The following is a 17,553-nucleotide window of genomic DNA, read 5'->3' on the forward strand; positions in this document are numbered from 1 at the left end:
CGCTGTCGGCACCGGCCGCCCGGCCCACGGGGCGGCAGGAGTGGCGCTCTCGACCGATCGGCGACCGGCTGCGAAACTGTGTGCCGGTCGCCGGAGTTGGGGGTCTGATGAGCAACGGGTGGGTGCTGCCCGACGAGGTGCTGCGGGAGGCACCGACGTACACGCCACGTCCCGGTGAGCTCGCGGATCTCGAGCTGCTGCTGATGGGTGCGTACGCGCCGCTGACCGGGTTCATGACCCGGGCCGACCTGGTCTCGGTCAGCCGCCGGGGGCGGCTCGTCGACGGTGCCCCGTGGCCGGTGGCCGTCTCCCTCCAGGTGCCCACGACGCTGGTGCAGCAGCTCGATCTCACCGAGCCGGACCGCCGGACCCTCGTGCTCACCGACGGTGAGGGCGCACCGATGGCGGCGCTGGAGGTGGCCGACGCCTGGACGGTCCGCGACGGAGTGGCCGGGGTCGGGGGCACCGTTCATCGGCTGGGCGACGGCGGGCACGGCCCGTTCCGGCGGCTGCGTCGTACGCCCGAGGAGATCCGTCCGCTGCTGCCACCGGGCCGGGTGCTCGGGGTGGTCGCGGACCGGCCGCTGCACCGGCCGCAACTGGCCCAGATCGCGCACGCCGTACGCACTCTCGGTGCGCATCTGCTGGTCATGATTCCGGTGAGCGAGGACGGCACCGGCGGCCTGCCGCCGGAGGCACTGGTACGCAGCGTCTTCGCCGCCCGTGACCGGATGCCACCGGCGACCCTGGTCGCCGTGCCGTTCTCCCGGCGGCGGGACGAGATCAGCGACGCCCTGCTGCTGGCCCGCGTCTCCGCCGCGTACGGCGTCACCCATCTGCTCTCCACCGGAGAGATGCTCTCCGGGGCCGGGCTGCGGGTGCTGGTGCCCCGGGAGTTGGCGTACGACAACCGGGACGGCCAGTGGCGTTGGCGCGAGGACATCCCGCCGCGCAACCGGCGGCTGGCGCTGAGCCAGGAGGAGATCAACGACCTGCTGGACCGGGGCTTCCCGCTGCCCGAGTGGCACACCCCACCGGCCGTGGCGAAGGAACTGAGCCGGGCCCGGCCGCCCCGTCGGCACCGCGGCCTGGTGGTGTTCCTGACCGGCCTCTCCGGTTCCGGCAAGTCGACCGTCGCCCGTGGACTCGCCGACGCGCTGCGCGAGGAGGGCGAGCGTACGGTCACGCTGCTCGACGGTGACGTGGTGCGACGCGAGCTGACCGCGGGGCTGGGCTTCAGCAAGGCCGACCGGGACACCAACGTGCGTCGGATCGGATGGGTTGCCGCCGAGATCGCCCGGCACCGGGGCATCGGCATCTGCTGCCCGATCGCCCCGTACGCCCAGGCACGGGCGACGGCCCGGGAGATGGCCGTGGCGGCGGGCGCGGGGTTCGTGCTGGTGCACGTCGCCACCCCGCTGGAGGTCTGCGAGCGACGCGACCGCAAGGGCCTGTACGCGCGGGCCCGGGCCGGCCTGCTCACCGGGATGACCGGCATCGACGACCCGTACGAGGAGCCGACCGACGCGGATCTGGTGCTGGACACCACCGAGCTGACCGTGGACGAGGCGGTGCAGCGGGTCCTGCACCACCTGACCGAGACCGGGTGGGTGGAGCCCCGCCTGCCGGCCGTCTGACCACGGCACCGCCCCCTTCCGGTGACCGACCCTGGACGCTAGTGTTTGTCTCTGTTCGGAGATGTTCGTTCACGTGAGGCGTGAAGAGAGGCCGATGCTCGCGCAGCAACGCCATGCGGCGATCCTCGACCGGGTCCGCGCCAGCGGCGGCGTACGCGTCGGTGAGCTGGCCGCCGAGTTCGGCGTCTCCGACATGACCATCCGTCGTGACCTGGACGTGCTGCACGAACGTGGTCTGCTGGCCAAGGTGCACGGTGGCGCCACCGTCGCCGGGGCCACCGACGAGCCGGGGTTCCAGGCGAAATCCGTGCGTCAGCAGGCCGAGAAGGCGGCCATCGCGGCGCATGCCGCGCGACTGGTCCGGCCCGGGGCCGCGATCGCGCTCTCCGCCGGCACCACCACCGCCGAACTGGCCCGACGTCTGGTCGACGTGCCGGCCCTGACGGTGGTGACCAACTCGCTGCCGGTGGCCGACATCCTGCACGAACGGGGTCGCGACGACCAGACGGTGGTGCTGACCGGCGGGGTACGGACCCCCTCCGACGCGCTGGTGGGGCCAGTGGCCGTCGGCGCGGTGCGTACCCTGCACCTGGATCTGCTCTTCCTCGGCGTGCACGGGATAACCGAGCGGACCGGTTTCACCACGCCCAACCTGACCGAGGCCGAGACGAACCGGTCCCTGGTCGCGGCGGCGGACCGGTTGGTGGTGCTCGCCGACCACACCAAGTGGGGAACCGTGGGCATCTCCGCCATCGCCGCGCTGGCCGAGGCGGACGTGCTGGTCACCGACGACCGGTTGGCGCCGGAGGCGCGCCGGCTGCTCGGCGACCGGGTCGGCGAACTGGTCGTCGTGCCGGTCCCCCGGGGCGGGACGGCGCGATGAAGCGTACGGCGATCAGCCTTGCCGACGGCCGCGAACTGATCTACTTCGACGAGCGTGACGACGCCGTACGGGACCAGCCGGACCGACGCCCGCTGCCGCCTCCGCCGCCGGCCTCCCAGTTGCGCTACGACCCGTTGACCGACGAGTGGGTGGCGCTCGCGGTGCACCGACAGACGCGGACGTTTCTGCCTCCGGCCAACGAATGCCCGCTCTGCCCCTCGACCGTGGACCGGCTCAGCGAGATCCCGGCCCCGGACTACGCGGTCGCGGTCTTCGAGAACCGGTTCCCGGCACTGAGCGGGCGGGTGGTCGCGGAACCGGCCGCGATCACGCCGTTCACCGCCGCCCGACCGGGACAGGGGCGCTGCGAGGTGGTCTGCTTCACCGACGACCATGACGCCTCGTTCGCCGCGCTGCCGCCCCGCCGGGTACGCACCGTGCTGGACGCGCTGGCCGACCGGACCGCGGTGCTCGGCGGGCTTCCCGGCGTCGAGCAGGTGTTCTGCTTCGAGAACCGGGGCGTGGAGATCGGAGTGACGCTGCATCACCCGCACGGCCAGATCTACGCGTACCCGTTCGTGACCCCGCGGACCCGGTCGCTGCTGGGCGCGGCCCGCCGGCACGCCGAGCGCACCGGCGGTGGCAATCTCTACGCCGACGTGCTCGCCGCCGAGCGCGCCGCCGGCGAACGGGTGGTGGCGACGAACGAGCACTGGACGGCGTACGTCCCGGCGGCCGCCCGGTGGCCCTTCGAGGTGCACGTGGCGCCGCACCGGGCGGTGCCCGACATCCCGGCCCTGAGCGACCCGGAACGTGACGCCTTCGGGCCGCTCTACCTGGACCTGCTGCGCCGCTTCGACGGGTTGTTCGACGCGCCCATGCCCTACATCGCCGCCTGGCACCAGGCACCGGTACGCGTCGAGCGCGAGCTGGGGCATCTGCACCTGCAACTGTTCAGCGTCCGGCGGGCGGCGGACAAGCTGAAGTACCTGGCCGGCTCCGAATCGGCGATGGGTGTCTTCATCAACGACATCGCTCCGGAACGGGCCGCCGAGCTGTTGCGCGCGGTGTGACGAGCCGGCCCACCGGTCGTCGGCCCTTACCCGCCGGGCACAGGGCGCGGGGGGCCCGGGACAGGGCCCCCCGCAGGGAAGGGACGGCTGGCTGTACTCGACAGCCGGGAAGGCTGGCTGCTGGGCACGCGCGTCGCGCGGTGGCGACGGTCAACCTTCCTGGACGGGACTGGCATCTCGTCCACTCAGGTCAACGAGGCGCGCCGGGCGGAGTGACGCCGGCTGGCGCGTCCCGCGACGACACGCCGGCTGGGCACCGGACGCGCCGGGCCCGCCGGCACTGTGGCCGGCGGGCCCGGTGAATGCGGAGGTTCCGCGGGACCGGCGGGGCTGCGGCGTCACCGCCCCACTGCCGGTACCGGTCAGGCGGCCAGGCGGCGCGCCAGGTTCTCGTCGAGCGTGTTCATGAATTCGTCGGTGGTCTGCCAGGGAGCGTCCCGCGAGATGAGCAGCGCCAGGTCCTTGGTCATCTGGCCGCTCTCGACGGTGTCGACGATGACCTGCTCCAGAGTGTTGGCGAACTCGGTTACCGCCGGGGTGCCGTCGAGCTTGCCCCGGTGGGCCAGGCCACGGGTCCAGGCGTAGATCGAGGCGATCGGGTTGGTCGAGGTCTTCTCGCCCTTCTGCCACTGCCGGTAGTGCCGGGTGACGGTGCCGTGGGCGGCCTCGGCCTCGACGGTGCGGCCGTCGGGCGAGAGCAGGACCGAGGTCATCAGGCCCAGCGACCCGAAGCCCTGCGCGACGGTGTCGGACTGCACGTCACCGTCGTAGTTCTTGCACGCCCAGACGTATCCGCCCTCCCACTTGAGCGCGGCGGCGACCATGTCGTCGATGAGCCGGTGCTCGTAGGTGAGCCCGGCGGCGTCGAACTCCGCCTTGAACTCGTTCTCGAACACCTCGGCGAAGATGTCCTTGAACCGGCCGTCGTACGCCTTGAGGATCGTGTTCTTGGTGGACATGTAGACGGGGTAGCCGCGGTCCAGCCCGTAGCGGAACGAGGCGCGGGCGAAGTCCCGGATCGAGTCGTCGTAGTTGTACATGCCCATGGCGATGCCGCCGCCGGGGAAGTTGGCGACCTCCATCTCGACCGGCTGCGAACCGTCGGCCGGGGTGTAGGTGATGGTCACCGTGCCCGGGCCGGGGACGACGAAGTCGGTGGCCCGGTACTGGTCGCCGCGGGCGTGCCGGCCGATGATGATCGGCTTGGTCCAGCCGGGGACGAGCCGCGGCACGTTGGACATGATGATCGGCTCACGGAAGACGACGCCGCCGAGGATGTTGCGGATGGTGCCGTTCGGCGACCGCCACATCTTCTTCAGGCCGAACTCCTCGACCCGGGCCTCGTCCGGAGTGATGGTGGCGCACTTGACACCGACGCCGTGCTCCTTGATGGCGTTGGCGGCGTCGACGGTCACCTGGTCGTCGGTGGCGTCACGGTGCTGGATCGACAGGTCGTAGTAGTGCAGGTCGACGTCGAGGTAGGGCAGGATCAGCTGCTCCCGGATCTGCTTCCAGATGATCCGGGTCATCTCGTCGCCGTCGAGCTCTACGACCGGGTTGTTTACCTTGATCTTCGCCATCGGCCGGCGCTCCTCTCAGGGGACATCCTCAAGCAGTACGAGCGTACTGCAAACCACCTGCCACCCCCCACTCACCCCGACGCCAGCTGACCCGAGACCCAGTTGACCAAGAGGTTCGCGTCCGGAAGTGGCCTTCATCGTGACGCAAACCTCTTGATCGACGTGGCGAGGCAGGCGGGGGGTCACATGGAGGCGATGTCGGACTGCTTGGCGCGGACGGCCTCGGCGGCCTCCTTGAGGGCGGCCAGCTCGTCGGCGTCGAGGTCGGTCTCCACCACGCGCTTGACGCCCTGGGCACCGATCTCGGCCTCCACACCGAGGTAGACCCCGGAGATGCCGTACTCGCCGTCGACCCAGGCGCAGACCGGCATGACCTCGCCGGAGTCCTCCGCGACGGCCTTGGCCATCCGGGCCGCGGCCGCCGACGGGGCGTAGTACGCCGAGCCCGTCTTGAGCAGCGCCACCACCTCGGCGCCACCATTGCGGGTACGGACGACCAGGTCCTCGATCTGCTCGGCCGGCATGACCTCACGCAGGGGCTTGCCGTCGACGGTGCTCTTGGACGGAACCGGGACCATGGTGTCGCCGTGCGAACCGAGGGTCAGGGTCCGTACCGACTTCACCGGTACCTCCAGCGCCTCGGCGACGAAGTTGGTGAACCGTGCGGTGTCCAGCATGCCGGCCTGGCCGAGCACCCGGTTGCGGGGGAACTGGGTCGCGATCTGAGCCAGCGCGGTCATCTCGTCGAGCGGGTTGGAGACCACGATGACGACGGCGTTCGGCGCGTACTTGGCGACGTTCTCGGCGACCTGGCGGACGATCTTCGCGTTGGTCTCCAGCAGGTCCATCCGGCTCATCCCGGGCTTGCGCGGCAGGCCGGCGGTGATGACCACGACGTCGGAGCCCTCGATGCCCTCGTAGCCCTCACCGTTCGGACCGGTCGTGATGCCCACGACCTTGGTCTCGAAGCCCTCCACGGCACGCGACTGGTTGAGGTCCAGGGCGATGCCCGCGGGCTTGCCCTCGATGATGTCGGTGATCACGACGGTGTCGAAGACGTCGTACTCGGCCAGGCGCTGCGCGGTGGTGGAGCCGTAGAAGCCGGCCCCGACGACAGTGACCTTCTTACCCATGGTCGTCCCACTCCCTGATACCAGTCGGTTTTCCGGACCGTATCAGCCATCCTGGCACCGAGCGGGCCAGGGGCGGACGGTTATGACCACTCCGGGGTTTTCGTACCCACGGTGCAGGGCACGCGGCTCACGCCTCAGCCGCGCTCGGCCCGCTCCACGACGTTGGTGAGCAACATGGCGCGGGTCATCGGGCCCACCCCACCCGGCATCGGCACCAGCTTGCCGGCCACCTCGGCGACCTGCGGGTCCACATCGCCGGTGTAGCGGCCCTTGCCGTCCGGTCCGATCACCCGGGTGATGCCCACGTCGACCACGACGGCACCGGGGGTGACCATGTCCGCGGTGAGCAGTCCGGGCACGCCGGCCGCGACGATGACGATGTCGGCGGCACGGGTGTGCGCGGCCAGGTCGAGGGTGCCGGTGTGGCAGAGGGTGACCGTGGCGTTCTCGCTGCGCCGGGTCAACAGCAGCCCCAACGGGCGTCCGACGGTGTTGCCCCGGCCCACCACCGCCACGTTGGCGCCGCGCAGCGGCACCTCGTGCCGACGGAGCAGTTCCACGATGCCGCGCGGGGTGCAGGGCAGCGGCGCGTCGTAGCCGAGCACCAGCCGGCCCAGGTTGACCGGGTGCAGACCGTCGGCGTCCTTGTCCGGGTCGATCAGCTCCAGCACCCGCTGCGTGTCCAGGTGCGCCGGCAACGGCAGCTGGACGATGTAGCCGTGACAGGCCGGGTCGGCGTTGAGCTCGGCGAGGACCTGGTCGACCTGCTCCTGGGTGGCGTCGGCCGGCAGTTCCCGGCGGATCGAGGCGATGCCGACCTCGGCGCAGTCCCGGTGCTTGCCGTTGACGTACGCCTGCGAGCCCGGATCGGCCCCGACCAGCACCGTACCGAGCCCCGGCACGGTGCCCCGTTCCGCCAGCGCCTTGACCCGCGCGCGCAGCTCGTCCTTGATCTCGGCCGCGGTCGCCTTGCCGTCCAGAAGCCTCGCCGTCACGACCAGATCGTCTCACGCCCGACGCCGCCGGCTCCGGCGACCTCGGACCTGCGTCGAAGTCCCTGGCCGGCCTGCGGCGGGCCCAGACGACGGCCGGCGGCGTCGGTCCTGGACGACCGGCCCGACCAACCAGGCAGATTACTTTGAGTGAGGTGTTATTAGTCACCCAGCGTTACCAGCTGTGGGGCGCGCCACAGCCGCTCCGGATTACCGGGGATGAAGCCGCACAATTCGGCGATCATGACCAAGCGTCACCAGTCACCCCACAGCACATCCGGGGCCGCCCCAACCGAGCAATATCTTCGCACTTCCCGGCCCGCTTGAGCGGTTCTGACATAGCACGCGGGCGGTGGCCCGACAAGGCAGGGGGTGGCGTTCTGTTACACGTTCGCAACCGCTACGTTGCCGAGTCGCGGCACACGACCTACCGTTGCCGATCGTTGCGCAGCGTCACCCAATGCCGGGCCCGATTGCGCAGAGTGATTGAGATGAGGAGGCTAGATGCGTGTTCGTAGGCTCGCTGCCTGGACCGCCCTCCCGCTCGCGGTGACCCTGGGCCTGGTGGCCTGCGGCTCGGGCGGCGATGGCGGATCCGGCGAGAGCGACCCCAACGCGGCCGTGCGGATCGAGATCGCCGAGCCGCAGCACCTGGTGCCGACCAACACCAACGAGACCAGTGGCTCCCAGGTGCTCGCCGCCCTGTTCAGCCCGCTGGTCGACTACGACGAGGCCCACCGGCCGTACGAGGTCGCGGCCGAGTCGATCACGTCCGAGGACAACACCACCTGGACGGTCAAGCTCAAGGACGGCTACACCTTCCACAACGGCGAGGCGGTCACCGCCGACAACTACCTCGACGCCTGGAACTACGGCGCGTACGCCCCGAACGGCCAGAACTCCAGCTACTTCTTCGAGAAGATCGCCGGCTACGACGACCTGCAGGGCGAGAGCCCGAAGGCCAAGACGCTCAGCGGGCTGAAGAAGGTCGACGACCTGACCTTCACCGTCACGCTGTCGCAGCCGTACAGCGAGTTCAAGTCGATGCTCGGCTACACCGCCTTCTACCCGCTGCCGGAGGCCGCCTTCTCCGCGCCCGGTGAGCTGGCCGAGGGCTACGAGCAGGCGCCGATCGGTCAGGGCCCGTTCAAGATGAAGGGCACCTGGCAGCACGACGCCAAGGTCGAGGTCGAGCGGTACGACGCCTTCCCCGGCGAGCAGCCGAAGGTGGCCGGCGTCGAGTTCCGGATCTACCAGCAGCTGACCGCGGCGTACGCGGACGTGCTGTCGGACAACCTCGACGTGATCAAGACCATCCCGACGGAGAACCTCTCCACCGCCGGCACCGACCTGGGCGACCGTTTCCTGCAGAGCCCGGCGTCGTCGCTGCACTTCCTGGCGTTCCCCACCTTCCAGGAGGAGTTCAGCAACCCGGACGTGCGCAAGGCCATCTCCATGGCGATCGACCGTGAGGAGATCACCCGGTCGATCTTCAAGGACTCGCAGCAGCCGGCCCGCTCGTTCGTCTCCCCCGCCGTCGCCGGCTACCGGGAGAACACGGTCGGCGCCGCGGGCGAGTTCGACCCGGCCAAGGCCAAGGCGCTCTACCAGGCCGCGGGCGGCCCGTCGAAGATCACCCTGTCCTACAACGGCGACGGCGGCCACAAGGACTGGATCGACGCAACCTGCAACCAGCTCAAGGCCAACCTGGGCGTGGACTGCGTGGGCAGCGCCGAGCCGAAGTTCGCCGACCTGCTGACCAAGGTCAAGGCCAAGCAGCCGGTCGGCCTGTTCCGGATGGGCTGGGTCATGGACTACCCGTCCATGGAGAACTACCTGGGCCCGCTGTACAGCAGCAACGGTTCCTCGAACTACTACGGCTACAGCAACCCGGACTTCGACCGCCTGCTCGCCGAGGGCGCCAGCGCGCCCAGCGAGGAGGAGGCGATCAAGAAGTACCAGCAGGCCGAGGACCTGTTGGCCGAGGACCTGCCGGTCGTGCCGCTGCGGTTCGGCCAGAACAACTTCGGCCACTCGACCAAGGTCAAGAACGTCGAGATGGACCTCTTCGACCGGATCGACCTGATCAAGATCGAGGCCGTGAAGTAACAGCGACGCAGGCGGGTCGGGTCATCGCGAGGTGACCCGACCCGCCACGCGGTTCGCCCCTTTTCAGAGAGACTGCCAAGTATGTTCCGCTTCATCGTGCGGCGTCTGCTCCAGATGTTCCTGGCCTTCTTCGGAACCACGCTGATCGTCTACGCCCTGATGTTCGCCGGCCAGGGCGACCCGATCCAGGCTCTCGCCGGTGAACGCCCGGTCACCGCCGCACAGCGGGCGTACCTCACGGAGAAATACCACCTCGACGCCACCGGCGTCGGCGGCTTCTTCTACCGGTACTTCGACTACATCTCCAACCTGCTCCGCGGAGACCTGGGCGAGTCGCTCACCGGGCGGTCGATCGGCGACATCCTCGCCACCGCCTGGCCCGTCACGATCAAGCTGGCCCTGATCGCCATCGCGGTCGCCGTCATCTTCGGGGTCACCGCGGGCGTGCTCGCCGGCATCCGACGGGCCAGCATCTTCGACAACGCCACGCTGCTGCTGACCCTCCTGGTGCTCGGCATCCCGACCATCGTGCTCGCCCCGCTCGCGCAGTACTTCCTCGGCGTGAAGTGGCAGCTCTTCCCGCCCACCGCCGGTGCCGACCCCGACTTCCGCGCCTTGCTGCTGCCGGGCATCGTGCTCGGCTCGCTCTCCCTGGCCACCGCGCTCCGGCTGACCCGTACCTCGGTGGCCGAGAACCTGCGCGCCGACTACGTGCGTACCGCCCGGTCCAAGGGGCTGCCGACCCGGCGGGTGGTCAGCGTGCACGTGCTGCGCAACTCGCTCATCCCCGTGATCACGTTCCTGGGCGTCGAGGTCGGCAACCTGATGAGCGGGGCGATCATCACCGAGGGCGTGTTCAACATCCCGGGCGTCGGCTTCAACCTCTTCCGTGGCATCCGCACCGAGGACGGCCCGCTGGTGGTGGGCATCGTCAGCGTCCTCGTCGTGGTCTACCTCGTCTCCAACCTGGTGGTGGACGTCCTGTACGCCGTCCTGGACCCAAGGATCCGCTATGAGTGACCGCCGAACCCGCACCCTCAGCGACCGGACCGAGGGGTGGCGATGAGCGACTTCGAGACGGTGGCGGCGTCGGAGAACCAGGCCGCCCGGCGCGGGCCGTCGGGGGAACCGGGCACACCGAACCAGGTGGGTCAGCCCCGCAAGCCGCGCAGCCTGGCCGGTGACGCCTGGCGCGACCTGCGCCGCAAGCCGATCTTCTGGATCAGCCTGATCCTGGTGCTGCTGGTCACCGCGATGGCCGCGGTGCCGGGGCTGTTCACCAGCAACGATCCCACCGACTGCGTACTGGCCCGGCAGCACGCCGCGCCCTCCGGCGGGGCCATCTTCGGGTACGACTTCCAGGGCTGCGACACGTACGCCCGCGCGGTCTACGGCGCCCGCGCCTCGCTGCTGGTGGGCGCGCTGTCGGCCCTGCTGACCGGCCTGATCGCGCTGGTGGTGGGGATGCTCGCCGGGTACTTCGGCGGCTGGGTCGACGCGGTGCTCTCCCGGGTGATCGACATCGTGCTCGGCATCCCGCTGCTGCTGGCCGCGATCGTCCTGCTCAAGCGCGTCGGCAGCGACAGCGCCACGGTACGCATCGGCGCGGTCATCTTCGTGCTGGCGGTGCTCGGTTGGACCACCGCGGCCCGGGTGGTGCGCTCCTCGGTGATCACCGCCCGCGAACAGGACTACGTGGCCGCGGCCCGGATGCTGGGTGCCGGCAACGGCCGCATCATGTGGCGGCACATCCTGCCGAACGCGCTGGCCCCGGCGATCGTGGTGCTGACCATCGCCCTCGGCTCGTTCATCGCCGCGGAGGCGACGCTGTCGTTCCTCGGCATCGGGCTGAGGGAGCCGACCATCTCGTGGGGCATCGACATCAACAACGGCCGGGTGCACATGCGGGAGTCGGCGACCCCGCTGGTGGTTCCGTCGACCTTCCTGGCGCTGACCGTACTGGCCTTCATCATGCTCGGCGACGCGATCCGCGACGCCTTCGACCCGAAGCTCCGGTGACCCCCTCATGAGTGAGAACGCCGTCCGGCCGACGCCGGCCTCGCCCACCCCGCCGGGCGGGCACCTGCTGGAGGTACGTGACCTGCACGTCGAGTTCCGCACCGGCGAGGGTGTGGCCAAGGTGATCAACGGGGTCAGCTACCACCTGGACCCGGGCGAGACGCTCGCCGTGCTGGGCGAGTCCGGCTCCGGCAAGTCGGTCACCGCCCAGGCCATCATGGGGATCCTGGACACGCCCCCGGCACACGTCAGCGCCGGCGAGATCCGCTACCAGGGCCGGGACCTGCTGGGCCTGCCGGAGGAGCAGCGCCGGCAGATCCGGGGCAAGGAGATCGCCATGATCTTCCAGGACGCCCTCTCCGCGTTGAACCCGGTCTTCCCGGTCGGCTGGCAGATCGGCGAGACGCTGCGCCAGCGGCTCGGCATGTCCCGCGCCGACGCCCGCCGCCGTTCGGTGGAACTGATGGACCTGGTGCAGATCCCCGGCGCGGCGCGGCGTCTCGGTGACTACCCGCACCAGTTCTCCGGCGGCATGCGGCAGCGGGTGATGATCGCGATGGCGCTGGCGATGGAGCCGAAGGTGCTCATCGCCGACGAGCCCACCACCGCGCTGGACGTCACCGTGCAGGCCCAGATCATGGACCTCCTCGCCGACCTGCGGCGGGACCTGGACATGGCGATGATCCTGATCACTCACGACCTCGGCGTGGTGGCCGACGTCGCGGACCGGATCGCGGTCATGTACGCGGGTCGGATCGTCGAGCACGCCGACGTCCGGTCGCTGTACCGGGCACCCGCCCACCCGTACACCAAGGGGTTGTTGAACTCGATCCCGCGCCTGGACCAGCGGGGCGGGAAGCTGTCCACGATCCGTGGTCTGCCACCCAACCTCATGCGCATCCCCAGCGGTTGTCCCTTCCACCCCCGGTGCCCGTACGTGCAGCAGGTCTGCGTGGACGTGGTGCCGCACGACCTGGTCCTCGGCGACGGCCGGACCAGCGCGTGCCATTTCGCCCAGGAGGTACGTGATGACCGCGCCGGCTAGCCCGACCACGGTCCGCGGCGAGACGCTCCTCGACGTCAACCACGTGGTCAAGCACTTCCCGATCACGCAGGGCGTGCTGTTCAAGAAGAAGACCGGTGCGGTCAAGGCCGTCGACGGGGTGAGCTTCCAACTGCGCCGGGGCGAGACCCTGGGCATCGTCGGCGAGTCGGGCTGCGGCAAGTCCACCCTGGCCCGGCTGCTGATGCGGCTGGAGAAGCCGACCGCCGGTCGCGCCACCCTGGCCGGCCAGGACCTGTTCGCCGCCTCCGGCGGCGAGTTGCGTCGGATCCGGCGCAACATGCAGATGGTCATGCAGGATCCGTACACCTCGCTGAACCCGCGGATGACCGTCGGCGACATCATCGGCGAGCCGTTCGAGATCCACCCGGAGGCGGCTCCGAAGGGCAGCCGCCAACGTCGCGTCCAGGAACTGCTCGACGTCGTCGGGTTGAACCCGGAGCACATCAACCGCTATCCGCACCAGTTCTCCGGCGGCCAGCGGCAGCGCATCGGCATCGCCCGGGCGCTGGCGCTCCGGCCCGAGGTGATCGTCTGCGACGAGCCGGTCTCCGCGCTGGACGTCTCCATCCAGGCGCAGGTCATCAACCTGCTGGAGAAGCTCCAGGACGAGCTGGGCCTGTCGTACATCTTCATCGCCCACGACCTGTCGGTGGTCCGGCACATCTCCGACCGGATCGCGGTGATGTACCTCGGCCGGATCGTGGAGATCGGCACCGAGAACGAGATCTACGAGCGCGCCACCCACCCGTACACCCAGGCGCTGCTCTCCGCGGCACCCGTGCCGGACCCGGACGCTCGGGAGCACCGCAGCGTCATCCGGCTGCGGGGGGACGTGCCGAGCCCGGCGGATCCGCCGAGCGGTTGCCACTTCCGCACCAGGTGCTGGAAGGCGCAGGAGATCTGCGCCCTTCAGGACCCGCAGGCGGTGCTGCGGGCCGCCGACCCCCACCCGTCGGCCTGCCACTTCGCCGAGCTACGCCCGGGGGTGTGAAGAACGCACTCCCTCCCTAGTGGATCGCACCGCGCCGATCCTTTGTAGAAGAAGCACCCGATGAAGGATGTTGCGCCCCTGCCCACTCACTAGGGTCTACAGCCGTGACGCAGGTGGCGCTTCGGCCGACGACGGGCCCCACGGTCGGGGTCGCCGCGAGGAACAGCCGGATCACCGTGCGGTACGTGCGGGCCACCGTCGCGGTCGCCGCCCTCGGCACCGCCTGGTGCGTCGCGAACTTCACGGTCGGCGCCGGCACCGAGGCGCTCGCGTACACCTTCGTTCCCGTCGGCGGGGTCCTCGCCGCCGGGTCCGTCGTACACCTGCTCCGCCGCGCCGACCTCGACCCGGTCACCCGGCGCTTCTGGCGCGCGCTCCTCGTCGCGGCGGTCACCATCACCATCGGGTACGGCTGGCTGGCGCTGGACATGCTGACGCACGCCACCGAGGCCCGTACCCGAAGCATGCCGTTGCCGGCGGCGGCCTGCGTGGCGTTCGGATTCGTCGTCGCCATCTGGGCGGTCGCCCGGGTGCCCGTCGTCGAGGCCGGCGGGGTCGAGCGATGGCGCATCCTGCTCGACCGCATGATCGCGTTCCTCGGCTGCGCGGCGCTGCTCTGCTACGTCGGGCTGGCCCCGATGCTGACCGCCGACGAGGCGTGGAGCCCGCAGGCGATGGCGCTGGTCGGGCTCGCGTTCCTGGTCGCGGTCGGTGCCGCGACCAAGGTGTCCTTCGTCGCCGGTGGCCCGGTGGATCGCGTCGCCCTCCGATTCGTCGCGGCCAGCGGCGGTGTCACCGCCGGGATCGTCGCCGTGCTCGCGGTCCGGTACGGGTACGTCGCCGCCATTCCCTCCCAGGCGGTCGTGATGCCGCTGACCCCGGTGTTCTTCACCCTCGGCGTCACGGCGCAGTGGCGGGCCGAACTCGGCATCCGGCGCGATCAGGCCCGCAACGGCATGCTGCTGCCGTACCTGGCCGTGGTGGCGGTCGACGTGCCGTTGCTCGCGGTCGCGTTCGGCGCCCCCCTGACCTGGCCCGTCCGGGTGGTCCTGATCGCCGCCGTGGTGGTGACCGCGCTGGTCAGCGCCCGGCAGTTCATCGCCTACCGGGAGAACGCCCGGCTGCTGCGGAACACCCGCGTCCAGGAGGAGCGCCTCCAGTACGAGGTCAGCCACGACGGCCTCACCGGGCTGGCCAACCGGGAACTCTTCCGGGACCGACTCGCGGCCGCGCTCACCGCGACGACACCAGCCTCGGTGCTCCTGGTCGACCTGGACGATTTCAAGACCGTCAACGACCTGCTCGGGCACGGCGTCGGTGACCGGCTGCTCGTCTCGGTCGCCCAGTTGCTGCGCGCCGAGGTCGGCGACGACGGCCTGCCGGTACGGGTCGCCGGTGACGAGTTCGCCGTCCTGCTCACCGGCGCGGACGCCGACCCGGAGGAACTGGCCGGCCGGCTGCTGGCCGCGCTCGACCACCCGATCAGCCAGCACCGGCTGCTGGTGCAGGCCAGCATCGGCATCGCCGACGCCACGCCCGGGGCCACCGTCGACTCGGTGCTGCGGGACGCCGACGTCGCCATGTACACGGCCAAGCAGCGCGGAAAGGCGAGCTTCGTACGCTACGTGGACGGCATGGGCGAGCCGGTACTGGCGCACATGCAGCTCGGCGGCGAACTGCGGCGGGCCTTGGACGACAACGAACTGCGGGTCGTCTACCAGCCGATCCTGCGGCTCGACGACTACCGGTTGGTCGGCGTCGAGGCGCTGGTCCGCTGGCACCATCCGAGCCGCGGCGTGGTCAGCCCGGCCGAGTTCATCCCGGCCGCCGAGCGGACCGGTCTGATCGTGCCGCTGGGCCGGTTCGTGCTGCGCGAGACGTGCCGCCAGGCGGCGGCATGGTCACTGGAGTTCGGGCCGGACGCACTCCGGGAGGCGGGCCTGAACGTCTCCGCGCGGCAACTGCACGACCCCGACTTCGTCTCCGACGTGACGGCCGCGCTCGTCGAGAGCGGACTGCCCTGCGACCGGCTGGTGCTGGAGGTGACCGAGTCCGCGGTGCTACGCGGTCAGCAGGTCTCCCGCACCCTCTTCGAACTGGACCGGATGGGGATCCGCCTCTCGCTGGACGACTTCGGCACCGGCGAATCGTCGCTGAGCCTGCTACGGGCCTTCCCCGCCTCGATCGTGAAACTCGACAAGTCCTTCGTCGACGGGATCGAGATCGACGACGGCCAGGCCGCGGCGGCCGACGCCCGGCAGGCGGTGGCCCGGGCGGTGATCCAGCTCGCCCACGCCCTCGGCCTGGAGACCGTCGCCGAGGGCGTGGAGAACGTCGAGCAGGTCGCCGTGCTCCGCGACCTCGGCTACACCCATGGCCAGGGTTATCACCTGGCCCGGCCGATGACCGCCGACGGCATCTCCGGCCTGCTGGCCCGGCAGCGGACCGTGGCAACCGTCCAACCGCCAACCTGAACGGGACTGGCGGGCTGATTTGCACGGGATGGCAGATGTGCCAGCCTGGCTGGGTGACCAAGGGTGACAGTGAGCTGACGGGCTGGGATTTCTTCATCTCGTACACGCAGGCGGACCGGTCGTGGGCAGAGTGGATCGCGTGGCTGTTGGAGGAGGACGGCCATCACGTGTTGGTGCAAGCCTGGGATTTCGTGCCGGGCACTCACTGGGTCCAGGGAATGCAGGACGGAACGACCCGCGCAGCGCGGACGATCGCCGTGCTGTCGCCGGATTATCTGACGTCCGTCTACGGGAGTGCGGAGTGGCAGGCGGCATGGGCGGCGGATCCGGCCGGCCGTGACCGCAAGCTGCTCACGGTGCGGGTGAAGGAGTGTGAGCGGCCGGGCCTGTTGGCCAACGTGGTGGGCATCGACATCCATGGTGTACCCGAGGCGAAGGCGAAGGCCCGGTTGCGGACCATGGTGACGCGAGCCCTGGCGGGGCGCGCCAAGCCACCGAGCCCGCCCGCCTTCCCTGGCGGACGGGCAATACCCCGAGAGACACGGTTCCCCGGAGCCCTACCCACGGTGTGGAACGTCCCGGCCCGCAACCCACATTTCACCGGACGTGATCGGGATCTGAAGGCGCTGGCAGATGGGTTGGCGGCGGGCTCGCCGCTCACCGTGCATTCGATACGTGGGCTAGGCGGAGTCGGCAAGACGCAGCTCGCCGTGGAGTACGCGTACCGGCAGATGGGCCACTACGACCTGGTGTGGTGGGTGGCGGCGGAAGAACCGACGGCGGTTCCTGACCAGTTCGCCCGCCTGGCACAGCAGTTGGGAATGGAGACGGACACGGATCCGGAGACGTTGCGGGTGGCGGTGCATGAAGCGTTGCGGGAGGTCCCCGGATGGTTGCTCGTCTTCGACAACGCCGACGAGGTCGAGCAGGTGCGCCCATGGCTGCCCGCCCTTCCGCTGCCGCCGGGGATCCCCGGTCATGTCCTGGTGACCACCCGCCGACGTGGCTTCTCGGCGCTCGGGCGCGTGCACGACCTGGACGTGTTGGAGCCGGGTGAGGCGGTGGAGCTGATGCGAGCACGGGTACCGACTCTTCCGGATGAGGTGGCGCTGCAGATCGCCACGGAGTTGGGGCGGTTGCCATTGGCGTTGGAGCAGGCCGCCGCCTACCTCGATCAGACCGGCATGTCGCCCACGGACTATCTGCACCTGCTGCGGACCAGAGCGCCGGAGCTGTACAGCCGGGGCAGGTCCGTGCACCGGCCGGAGACGGTGGCCACCGTGTGGGAGTTGAGCCTGGAACGACTGACGGCCGACAGCCCGTCTTCCGTCCAGCTACTGGACGTGTGTGCCTACCTGGCACCGGAGCCGATCCCGCTGGACATGTTCACCGGCCACCACGATCGACTGCCGGAGCCGTTGGCAACCACCGCCCGGGATCCCCTGCGCTTCAACGACGCCGTCGCCGCAGTGGTGGACTACTCGTTGGCAAAGCGCACCGAGTCGGGTTTGCAACTGCACCGCCTGGTGCAGGCGGCATTACGGCGCAGGCACGGGCGGCACGCGCCCGACACCGAGGAAGTGAACGGCTGATGGA

The 17,553-nt window shown here is 70.2% G+C and carries 13 protein-coding genes; 10 read left to right on the plus strand and 3 right to left on the minus strand.

Annotated features, from left to right (window positions below; translation table 11 throughout):
- The first annotated feature begins 107 nt into the window (after positions 1 to 107).
- From cysC to galT, 3 genes are all read left to right on the plus strand, one after another.
- A complete protein-coding gene (gene cysC, locus SM447_RS21740; protein ID WP_474574673.1) occupies positions 108 to 1,637 on the plus strand; it encodes an adenylyl-sulfate kinase in 1,530 nt (509 codons plus the stop codon).
- Between the two features lie 94 nt (positions 1,638 to 1,731).
- Entirely contained in the window at positions 1,732 to 2,520 is a 789-nt protein-coding gene (locus SM447_RS21745; protein ID WP_474574674.1) for a DeoR/GlpR family DNA-binding transcription regulator, read from the plus strand.
- The gene (galT, locus tag SM447_RS21750) at positions 2,517 to 3,593 is read left to right on the plus strand and encodes a galactose-1-phosphate uridylyltransferase (protein WP_474574675.1); all 1,077 of its coding nucleotides are present in this window, start codon (positions 2,517 to 2,519) and stop codon (positions 3,591 to 3,593) included. Before SM447_RS21745 ends, galT begins: the two co-directional genes overlap by 4 nt.
- Positions 3,594 to 3,955: 362 nt before the next feature.
- On the opposite strand, the gene SM447_RS21755 is transcribed toward galT, so the two are convergent.
- From SM447_RS21755 to SM447_RS21765, 3 genes are all read right to left on the minus strand, one after another.
- A complete protein-coding gene (locus SM447_RS21755; protein WP_474574676.1) occupies positions 3,956 to 5,173 on the minus strand; it encodes an NADP-dependent isocitrate dehydrogenase in 1,218 nt (405 codons plus the stop codon).
- Between the two features lie 182 nt (positions 5,174 to 5,355).
- Positions 5,356 to 6,306: a malate dehydrogenase gene (locus SM447_RS21760; RefSeq protein ID WP_474574677.1), complete on the minus strand. Its 951-nt coding sequence runs from the start codon at positions 6,304 to 6,306 to the stop codon at positions 5,356 to 5,358.
- A gap of 134 nt (positions 6,307 to 6,440) precedes the next feature.
- Entirely contained in the window at positions 6,441 to 7,301 is an 861-nt protein-coding gene (locus SM447_RS21765; protein ID WP_474574678.1) for a bifunctional methylenetetrahydrofolate dehydrogenase/methenyltetrahydrofolate cyclohydrolase, read from the minus strand.
- Positions 7,302 to 7,802: 501 nt separating this feature from the next.
- On the opposite strand from SM447_RS21765, the gene SM447_RS21770 reads away from it, so the two are divergent.
- The 7 genes from SM447_RS21770 to fxsT all read left to right on the plus strand — a co-directional run bounded on the left by SM447_RS21770 (position 7,803) and on the right by fxsT (position 17,549).
- Entirely contained in the window at positions 7,803 to 9,407 is a 1,605-nt protein-coding gene (locus SM447_RS21770) for a peptide ABC transporter substrate-binding protein (RefSeq protein WP_474574679.1), read from the plus strand.
- An 81-nt stretch (positions 9,408 to 9,488) separates the two neighbouring features.
- A complete protein-coding gene (locus SM447_RS21775; protein ID WP_474574680.1) occupies positions 9,489 to 10,427 on the plus strand; it encodes an ABC transporter permease in 939 nt (312 codons plus the stop codon).
- Between the two features lie 42 nt (positions 10,428 to 10,469).
- A complete protein-coding gene (locus SM447_RS21780) occupies positions 10,470 to 11,426 on the plus strand; it encodes an ABC transporter permease (RefSeq protein ID WP_474574681.1) in 957 nt (318 codons plus the stop codon).
- Between the two features lie 7 nt (positions 11,427 to 11,433).
- Positions 11,434 to 12,471 (plus strand): ABC transporter ATP-binding protein, encoded by a 1,038-nt coding sequence (locus tag SM447_RS21785; protein ID WP_474574682.1) that lies wholly within the window; start codon positions 11,434 to 11,436, stop codon positions 12,469 to 12,471.
- Positions 12,455 to 13,483 carry an ABC transporter ATP-binding protein gene (locus tag SM447_RS21790; RefSeq protein WP_474574683.1) on the plus strand — a complete coding sequence of 343 codons (1,029 nt, stop codon included), beginning with the start codon at positions 12,455 to 12,457 and terminating at the stop codon, positions 13,481 to 13,483. Before SM447_RS21785 ends, SM447_RS21790 begins: the two co-directional genes overlap by 17 nt.
- Positions 13,484 to 13,587: 104 nt before the next feature.
- On the plus strand, positions 13,588 to 15,957 hold the full coding sequence (locus SM447_RS21795; protein WP_474574684.1) for a putative bifunctional diguanylate cyclase/phosphodiesterase: 2,370 nt from the start codon (positions 13,588 to 13,590) through the stop codon (positions 15,955 to 15,957).
- Between the two features lie 53 nt (positions 15,958 to 16,010).
- Positions 16,011 to 17,549, plus strand: coding sequence for an FxSxx-COOH system tetratricopeptide repeat protein (fxsT, locus tag SM447_RS21800; RefSeq protein ID WP_474574685.1), 1,539 nt, complete (start codon positions 16,011 to 16,013; stop codon positions 17,547 to 17,549).
- Positions 17,550 to 17,553: the final 4 nt, after the last annotated feature.

It is taken from the genome of Micromonospora aridisoli, from assembly GCF_056150025.1.

Bases quoted from the DNA above. Each gene is read 5' to 3' on its own strand.
- cysC (WP_474574673.1), top strand. From the start codon at position 108: ATGAGCAACGGGTGGGTGCTGCCCGACGAGGTGCTGCGGGAGGCACCG.
- SM447_RS21745 (WP_474574674.1), top strand. From the start codon at position 1,732: ATGCTCGCGCAGCAACGCCATGCGGCGATCCTCGACCGGGTCCGCGCC.
- galT (WP_474574675.1), top strand. From the start codon at position 2,517: ATGAAGCGTACGGCGATCAGCCTTGCCGACGGCCGCGAACTGATCTAC.
- SM447_RS21755 (WP_474574676.1), bottom strand. From the start codon at position 5,173: ATGGCGAAGATCAAGGTAAACAACCCGGTCGTAGAGCTCGACGGCGAC.
- SM447_RS21760 (WP_474574677.1), bottom strand. From the start codon at position 6,306: ATGGGTAAGAAGGTCACTGTCGTCGGGGCCGGCTTCTACGGCTCCACC.
- SM447_RS21770 (WP_474574679.1), top strand. From the start codon at position 7,803: ATGCGTGTTCGTAGGCTCGCTGCCTGGACCGCCCTCCCGCTCGCGGTG.
- SM447_RS21775 (WP_474574680.1), top strand. From the start codon at position 9,489: ATGTTCCGCTTCATCGTGCGGCGTCTGCTCCAGATGTTCCTGGCCTTC.
- SM447_RS21780 (WP_474574681.1), top strand. From the start codon at position 10,470: ATGAGCGACTTCGAGACGGTGGCGGCGTCGGAGAACCAGGCCGCCCGG.
- SM447_RS21785 (WP_474574682.1), top strand. From the start codon at position 11,434: ATGAGTGAGAACGCCGTCCGGCCGACGCCGGCCTCGCCCACCCCGCCG.
- SM447_RS21790 (WP_474574683.1), top strand. From the start codon at position 12,455: ATGACCGCGCCGGCTAGCCCGACCACGGTCCGCGGCGAGACGCTCCTC.